At 30.5% G+C, this 6,964-nt stretch carries 6 protein-coding genes and 1 pseudogene; 1 reads left to right on the top strand and 6 read right to left on the bottom strand.

The window, feature by feature from the left end:
* From DY123_RS07500 to cdaA, 5 genes are all read right to left on the bottom strand, one after another.
* The coding region (locus DY123_RS07500; protein WP_140925172.1) for a helix-turn-helix domain-containing protein at positions 1–255 on the bottom strand (255 nt) is incomplete at its 3' end.
* 74 nt (positions 256–329) lie between these two features.
* The gene (gene glmS, locus DY123_RS07495; protein ID WP_140925367.1) at positions 330–2,153 is read right to left on the bottom strand and encodes a glutamine--fructose-6-phosphate transaminase (isomerizing); all 1,824 of its coding nucleotides are present in this window, start codon (positions 2,151–2,153) and stop codon (positions 330–332) included.
* A 171-nt stretch (positions 2,154–2,324) separates the two neighbouring features.
* Positions 2,325–3,677, bottom strand: a complete 1,353-nt coding sequence (gene glmM, locus DY123_RS07490) for a phosphoglucosamine mutase (RefSeq protein ID WP_105964907.1) — start codon at positions 3,675–3,677, stop codon at positions 2,325–2,327.
* 44 nt (positions 3,678–3,721) lie between these two features.
* Positions 3,722–4,678, bottom strand: coding sequence for a CdaR family protein (locus tag DY123_RS07485; RefSeq protein WP_140925366.1), 957 nt, complete (start codon positions 4,676–4,678; stop codon positions 3,722–3,724).
* Positions 4,678–5,529 carry a diadenylate cyclase CdaA gene (cdaA, locus tag DY123_RS07480; RefSeq protein WP_140925364.1) on the bottom strand — a complete coding sequence of 284 codons (852 nt, stop codon included), beginning with the start codon at positions 5,527–5,529 and terminating at the stop codon, positions 4,678–4,680. Before cdaA ends, DY123_RS07485 begins: the two co-directional genes overlap by 1 nt.
* A gap of 167 nt (positions 5,530–5,696) precedes the next feature.
* Between cdaA and DY123_RS07475 the strand changes: the two genes are divergently transcribed.
* Positions 5,697–6,353 (top strand): DUF1361 domain-containing protein, encoded by a 657-nt coding sequence (locus DY123_RS07475; RefSeq protein WP_181398826.1) that lies wholly within the window; start codon positions 5,697–5,699, stop codon positions 6,351–6,353.
* Positions 6,354–6,438: 85 nt separating this feature from the next.
* Here the strand turns inward: DY123_RS07475 and DY123_RS07470 are convergent.
* Positions 6,439–6,964: pseudogene (locus tag DY123_RS07470) on the bottom strand (transposase); the annotation flags it as partial.

The following is a 6,964-nucleotide window of genomic DNA, read 5'->3' as shown; positions in this document are numbered from 1 at the left end:
TGCTGTTTCTGGATACGAACTGTGGTTAGTGTGCATCCAATGCAGCACTTTTCGTTTATAATTTCCAGAATATACTTTAATTGGTTTTCTTACAATCAAGCCTTTAATGCCGAAGGCATTATACATATGAATCCAATTTAAAATAGTTGTTCTACTTTTAATATTATATTTTTTAGCAAGACTAGTAGAACCAATTCCTGCAGAAAAATATTCTTTAACTATTTTTTTCTTTAACTCAAAACTAAATTTTGCCATACAAAAACCCCTAAAGTGTTGTTTCACTTTAGGGGTTCACTTCAAGGATTAAATCCCAATGCTTTTTTCTAATTTTATTGAACAGTAACACTTTTAGCTAAGTTTCTAGGATGATCAACATCTAATCCTTTATTCAAACTTGTATAGTAAGCAAGTAATTGAGCAGGAATAACACTTAATAATGGTGTTAACATACTATTTACATCAGGAATGATAATATCATCGTCTTCTTTAGCCAATGCTTTGGTTACAATTGTAATAGCTTTAGATCCACGAGCCATTGTTTCTTCCAAATTACTTCTAGTTAAGTTAGAAGTATTCTTTTGAGTAATAATTCCAATAACTGGAGTCTTATCCTCAATTAAAGCAATTGTACCGTGCTTTAATTCTCCAGAAGCAAATCCTTCAGCATGGATATATGAAATTTCTTTAAGTTTAAGGGCAGCTTCCAATGAAACAAAGTAATCAATGCCACGACCAATGTAGAATGACTTACTAGCATTTACAAAGTAGTCTTTGGATAGTTGATTCATTTTTTCTTTTTCGTCAACAATTGTTTGCATCCCTGTAGCAACTAATCCTAATTGTTGTCTTAAGTTAAATTCAGTAGCCGCTTTAATTTGATCTGCTTCACCCAAACCCTTAGCTAAAATAGCTTCAACAGCGATTTGAGCAGTATATGCTTTAGTAGATGCAACGGAAATTTCAGGACCTGCATGTAATAATAAAGTATAGTCTGATTCACGTGATAAAGTTGATTTAGCAACATTAGTAATAGTTAAGCTCTTGTAACCGGCTTTGCTAACATTAACTAATACTTCACGACTATCAGCAGTTTCACCACTTTGACTTAAGAAAATAAAAAATGGATTCCTTGATAAGAGTGGCATATTATATGCAAACTCAGAAGCAACGTGAACTTCAGTAGGAATTTGAGCCATTGTTTCAAATAAATTTTTACCTACTAAACCAGCATGATAACTAGTACCAGCAGCAACAATGTATAAGCGATCTGCTTGTTTAATTGATTTTAATAAATCTTCTTCGATTTCAGGATTACCATCTTCATTTAAGTATTCAGAAGATAGTTTTCTCATAACATTAGGTTGTTCATCAATTTCTTTAAGCATGTAGTATGGATAAGTACCCTTATCTGTATCACTAGCATCAATATCAACGTGGAATGGTTTACGGTCTGTAACCTTATTACCATCCTTATCTTGAATATCAATAGAATCTGGTTTGACAGTAACAAAATCACCATCATTTAATTCTAAGAATTCATGAGTTACGTTTAACATTGCTAATGAATCTGAACAAACGACATTACAACCATCACCGATTCCAATTAATAAAGGACTCTTATCTTTAGCAACATAAATAGTATCTGGTTCCTCACGATCCATTAATTGAAATGCATATGAAGATCCTTTATCTAATAATGACAAAGTTTTTAAAAATGCATCTTTAGCATTCATGTTTTCTTTAGTTGCAAAATAATCGACTAATTGTACAACTACTTCAGTATCAGTTTGAGAAGTAAAAGTAAAATCACTTAAATATTGTTCTTTTAATTCTTTATAGTTTTCAATAACTCCGTTATGAACAAGATAAAAACGATCATCTTGTGAGTAATGAGGATGAGCATTTTCTACCGTTACCCCACCATGAGTAGCCCAACGAGTATGACCGATTCCAGAAGTTCCTTTTACGTCTGAACCAATAGCCTTTTTTAAATTAGAAATAGCTCCAGTTCTTTTAATTAGACAATCTTTACCATCTTTATCACTTACATAAAGACCAGCGGAATCGTATCCACGATATTCAAGCTTTTGTAAACCATTTATTAAAATATTAACCGCATTTTTATTTCCTGCGACTCCAACAATTCCACACATATTTTATGTTCCTTTCAATTTTATAATTGGTATAGACATTCATATTATATTTTTTTTAAAGACAAGTAATAGATTACAATGATTTACAATATATGTCAATTATTAAGAATAAATTGGTATAGTTGTATATAAATTTATAAAAAAAGACCTTTTAAAGGCCTTTAATCTTTTTTATTCAATTCCAACTTCTTGTTGAACTACATCAGCAATACGTTTGGTATAGCCATCCACTAGTTCTTGAGTTGGCGCTTCAGTCATTACACGTAATAATGGTTCAGTTCCACTAGGACGAACAAGTACACGTCCATCACCATTCATTTCTGTTTCTACTTTGGAAATAACATCCTTAACTTTTGAGTTTTCTAAAGCATGTTGTTTATCAGATACTTTAACATTAATTAATTTTTGTGGATACTTTTTAATTTCACTAGCTAATTCTGATAATTTCTTACCAGTATCTTTCATTACATGTAGTAGTTGTAAACTAGTTAACAATCCATCTCCAGTAGTATTAAAGTCTAAGAAAACAATATGTCCAGATTGTTCACCACCAAGATTGTATCCAGATTTATTCATTTCTTCTACTACATATCTGTCCCCAACCTTAGTTTGTACATTCTTCATACCATTGGCTTCCATTGCCTTATACATACCAAGATTACTCATAACAGTACTTACAACTGTATCTTGCTTCAAACGACCATGATCGGACATATATTTTCCACAAATGTACATTATCTTATCACCATCAACTAATTCACCATTTTCGTCAACAGCAATACAACGGTCACCATCTCCATCAAATGCTAAACCAATTTGAGCACCCTTATCAACAACCATTTTTTGTAATTGTTCTGGATGAGTAGAACCAACTTGATCATTAATGTTAATTCCATTAGGAGTAGTAGCCATAGTATCAAAATCAATTCCTAAATCCGCATATAATCTAGATACTAATCTGCTAGTAGCACCATTAGCAGAATCAACACAAATATTCATTCCTGATAAATCTTCTGGAACTGTTTGTTCTAAGAAACGAATATATTTTTGACTACCTTCAGAATAATCATCAGCAGTGCCTAAGCCTTTGGCTGATGGGCGAGGTAAATCATCTTTATCTTCTTCTAATATTTTTTCAATTTCTTCTTCTAAATCATCGGATAGTTTATAACCATCTGAACCAAAGAATTTAATCCCATTATATTCTGCAGGATTATGAGATGCAGTAATCATAACACCAGCAGCAGCTCCTTGAGTTCTAACTAAATAAGCAACTCCTGGAGTAGTAACAACACCTAATTGTAATACTTCAATTCCAACAGATAACAAACCAGCAACCAATGCATTTTCTAACATTTGACCAGAAATTCTAGTATCACGAGCAACTAAAACTTGAGGTTGTCCTTCTGATTCACTGTGCTTAGTTAAAATATATCCACCAGCACGACCACATTTAAATGCTAATTCAGGGCTAAGGTCTTCATTAGCAACTCCTCTAACCCCATCAGTTCCAAAATATTTCATAATAATATCTCCATTTCTAGTCCATTTAATAGGCCTATTTATTTCTAATTAGTTTTAACTTTGACTTTAATATTATCAGGATCAAATCCAGATACATGATTTAAATTTTTATCTAATTGAACATTAACATTCTTTTCTTTATTTATGCCAGAAACATCAACATATGCCTTTACTTCTTTAATGTTATCCAATTCTTTGGATGTCCCAAATACCTTAACGGTTTTGCTTTCAGGCGTTAAAGTATATTTTTTAGCAGAAGATGCGTTCTCTGTATGCAAACTAACTGGCACTTTTTTATTATTTCCACTGCTTATTGGTAAATTAACAGAAGTTGTAGAAGGCGTCAAAATTACATTAACAATTTTACCTTTTGCATCTAAGGCCTCAAGAATAACGGAAGAATTAACAGTCTTGTTAGTTCCTTGAGGAATGCTTAATTCGGCGACTACCTTATTAATCTTATTAATTTCGTTTTCGGCACCTGTAACTTTAACTTTATCATTACCTAGAACAGCTTTCCCCGCATGATATCCATCAGCAATGTTTGAATCATCATATTTAATATTCACAGGAAATTCAGTGGTCCTACGAGGCTGAATATTAACATTAATATAAGAAGGATTAGTCTTATACTTCAATTCATCATTCAATCCGTCTTGATAAATTCTAACTCTATGATGACCAACTCCTAATCTTGAAAGATCAGCATATACTTTAAAATTTTGTGTATTAACAGTAGTAGTAACTAAAGCTGCTGGACCACTAATTTTAACTGATACTTTTTCAGGATAACCAGTTACAAAGTATTTATTATTATCAAAATTCAATTGTAATGGTAAAGATAAAGTTGAATTTTTAGTAGCAGTTAATTGAGTGATTGAACTATCAGTAGAATTATTATTATTCCCAAAAAATTTGCCTTGATTAACATAAACAAATAAAAGGATGGCAAAAATTAATGAAATTAGTCTGAAAAACCAAGGATTATCTAATCTTTTCATTATTTTTTACCTCCATCTTTCTTTTTAAGATTCATTTTATCAATCCATGTACCAACAGTGGTAAAGAAATTCTTGTTCACAGAATCCTGTTTAGTAATCAATTGATCTTTTAGGAACTTAATATAATCTTCTTGAGTAAGCCCTCTTAGTAATTCATTATTTTTAGTGATAGAAACTTCACCAGTTTCTTCTGAAATAACAATCGTAAGTGCATCAGTAACTTCTGAAATTCCAACAGCAGCACGATGCCTCGTTCCTAATTCTTTTGGAATTAAATTACTTTGAGATAATGGTAAATAAGCAGCAGCTACTGCTAACCTATTGTTTCTGATAATAACAGCACCATCATGCAATGGAGTATTAGGAATAAATGTATTTATTAATAGTTCACCGGTGACATCAGCATCGATATTAATACCAGTTTCTATGTAGTCTTCTAATCCTGTATCCATTTGAATTGTTATTAAAGCACCAATGCGACGTTTAGACATGTATTGAATTGCTTTATCTAAAGCGGTAATCATCTTTTGGTTTTCAACATTTTGGTTTTGTGTATGTTTCAAAATTGAACCACGACCAATATGTTCCAAACCACGTCTTATTTCTGGTTGGAAGATAACGATAATGGCAATAACTCCCCAATTTATAACTTGATCAGTTAACCAGGATACTGCAGTCAAACCAAAAATAATACTAATGATTTTTACAATAGCAATTACCAGTACTCCTCTAAATAACTGAACTGCCTTCGTTCCTCTAAGTAAGACAATTACTTCATATATAATAAACCAAACAACCAATATATCTAAAAGGTTGCTTAGAGTAAATATATTACTAAAATTTATGCTCATAAATATTCCTCCATACTTAATTAACAATATATATTATATCACTCAACATTGTGACTTTTTAATATTAATAATTACATTGTAATTTTTAGCTTTTAATTGTTCAATAAAATTAACTTTCGCGTTAAAATGTAAGATAGTAATAATAAATTATCTTAAGAGGTTGCATAATGTTTAAAAATATAAAATGGCAAGTCAGAATAATCTTCATTGCATGGATTATTTTCTTATATTTTATGGTAAAACCACCCTTTGGTTTTCTAATTTTGAATACTATTTTGGGCTACATTCCAATTGAATTGAGTTTGGAACTTACGAATAAACATGTTAAAAAATCTTGGATATTCTGGCCTATTTTAATACTATGGTTAATATTTTATCCAAACGCACCATACCTTTTAACTGATTTATTTCATCTATCATTACTAAGTCCATATACAAACGAAGGCTTACTGCGTTTGTCGAGTAATATGTGGCTAAGCTATTCATATTTAATAATAAGTGCCTTAGGTTGTTCATTGATCGGATTATATGGACTATTTAAAATAGTTCATGAAATTAAAAATAAATTGCACATTAAAAATAAATTGTTTGGTATAACTTTAATCATAATTTTTAATATCCTTGCTTCAATTGGTATTTATATAGGAAGATTTTTAAGATTTCATACAATATATTTACTATTGTCACCAAAATTATTAATTAATCCTTTAATCAACATGTGGACTCCTCATATGATTGTATTTGTAATAATTTTAACAATCATCCAAACATTTGTATATTGGATAATAAATCTAATAATCAAAGATGCTAAAAATAACTTTTAATAAAGGGGCTGTGACATAAGTCTCTACAAAAACAGGATTTACGTTTGATATTTAACGTAAATCCTGTTTTTGTATATAATTTTATAAAATTAATGACTTTTGTCATTAACTTTCTTATGTTTAATGCCATTATAGCAAACCCAGCTTCTTTTTTTACCTTTTCGATTACCCCCTAACGGAGAATCTATTAAAACGCAAAGAAGCCTTTAGCCTACCAAAAACTGATTCTACATCTATTTTTCTTTTTGCGTAGATATCACTTGTTTTTGGTGCCAAAAGCAATTCTTTTTGTTTATTTTTAAAATATTCCCGTGCATAATTAATTCTAATTTTTCTGGTATTACCAGATTTGGTTAATGCATTAGAATCTATATTTTGATTAATATCATATTTTTCGGACTCATATTCTTTAAAATCACGCGTAAATTGATTCTTATCAGTTCTTTTACGATAACCATTAAAATTAAATCGAATACCATTAGGATCTAGGTAATAATCATCTTTTTCGTTGTAATACCAATTCATGACCTTACGGTCATCACTTTTCCATTTACGACTTTGTTCTTTTAACATTGTTCCATAGGGAATTAAAGGAATGTGATTAGTTAGTT

Origin of the sequence: Apilactobacillus micheneri (assembly GCF_006493595.1) — a bacterium.
Lineage (GTDB): Bacteria > Bacillota > Bacilli > Lactobacillales > Lactobacillaceae > Apilactobacillus > Apilactobacillus micheneri.
The sequence above is the reverse complement of the archived record's forward strand: the minus strand, read 5'-3'. Positions and strand labels throughout refer to the sequence as shown.

Bases quoted from the DNA above. Each gene is read 5' to 3' on its own strand.
- glmS (WP_140925367.1), bottom strand. From the start codon at position 2,153: ATGTGTGGAATTGTTGGAGTCGCAGGAAATAAAAATGCGGTTAATATT.
- glmM (WP_105964907.1), bottom strand. From the start codon at position 3,677: ATGAAATATTTTGGAACTGATGGGGTTAGAGGAGTTGCTAATGAAGAC.
- DY123_RS07485 (WP_140925366.1), bottom strand. From the start codon at position 4,678: ATGAAAAGATTAGATAATCCTTGGTTTTTCAGACTAATTTCATTAATT.
- cdaA (WP_140925364.1), bottom strand. From the start codon at position 5,529: ATGAGCATAAATTTTAGTAATATATTTACTCTAAGCAACCTTTTAGAT.
- DY123_RS07475 (WP_181398826.1), top strand. From the start codon at position 5,697: ATGTTTAAAAATATAAAATGGCAAGTCAGAATAATCTTCATTGCATGG.